The sequence below is a fragment of the Streptomyces sp. NPDC049040 genome (assembly GCF_043197715.1).
GTDB lineage: Bacteria > Actinomycetota > Actinomycetes > Streptomycetales > Streptomycetaceae > Actinacidiphila.
Map to the genome: position 1 here is coordinate 1 of NZ_JBICTO010000043.1, position 1,175 is coordinate 1,175.

Annotated in this window: 1 rRNA gene (running past one end of the window); it reads right to left on the minus strand. The window is 56.6% G+C overall.

The features are described 5' to 3' along the window. Position 1: 1 nt before the first annotated feature. Positions 2-1,175, minus strand: a 23S ribosomal RNA gene (locus ACGFMP_RS37165); it runs 1,641 nt beyond the window's last position.

A 1,175-nucleotide genomic window follows, 5' to 3' on the forward strand; every position in this document is an offset into this window, starting at 1 on the left:
TGAGGACAAGCCCTCGGCCTATTAGTACCGGTCAGCTCCACCCCTTACAGGGCTTCCACATCCGGCCTATCAACCCAGTCGTCTACTGGGAGCCTTACCCCATCAAGTGGGTGGGAGCCCTCATCTCGAAGCAGGCTTCCCGCTTAGATGCTTTCAGCGGTTATCCCTCCCGAACGTAGCCAACCAGCCATGCCCTTGGCAGGACAACTGGCACACCAGAGGTTCGTCCGTCCCGGTCCTCTCGTACTAGGGACAGCCCTTCTCAAGACTCCTACGCGCGCAGCGGATAGGGACCGAACTGTCTCACGACGTTCTAAACCCAGCTCGCGTACCGCTTTAATGGGCGAACAGCCCAACCCTTGGGACCGACTCCAGCCCCAGGATGCGACGAGCCGACATCGAGGTGCCAAACCATCCCGTCGATATGGACTCTTGGGGAAGATCAGCCTGTTATCCCCGGGGTACCTTTTATCCGTTGAGCGACGGCGCTTCCACAAGCCACCGCCGGATCACTAGTCCCTACTTTCGTACCTGCTCGACCCGTCAGTCTCACAGTCAAGCTCCCTTGTGCACTTACACTCAACACCTGATTGCCAACCAGGCTGAGGGAACCTTTGGGCGCCTCCGTTACCCTTTAGGAGGCAACCGCCCCAGTTAAACTACCCACCAGACACTGTCCCTGATCCGGATCACGGACCGAGGTTAGACATCCAGCACGACCAGAGTGGTATTTCAACGACGACTCACCACCGGCTGGCGCCGATGTTTCAAAGTCTCCCACCTATCCTACACAAGCCGAACCGAACACCAATATCAAGCTATAGTAAAGGTCCCGGGGTCTTTCCGTCCTGCTGCGCGAAACGAGCATCTTTACTCGTAGTGCAATTTCACCGGGCCTATGGTTGAGACAGTCGAGAAGTCGTTACGCCATTCGTGCAGGTCGGAACTTACCCGACAAGGAATTTCGCTACCTTAGGATGGTTATAGTTACCACCGCCGTTTACTGGCGCTTAAGTTCTCAGCTTCGCCACACCGAAATGTGACTAACCGGTCCCCTTAACGTTCCAGCACCGGGCAGGCGTCAGTCCGTATACATCGCCTTACGGCTTCGCACGGACCTGTGTTTTTAGTAAACAGTCGCTTCTCGCTGGTCTCTGCGGCCACACCCAGCTCAC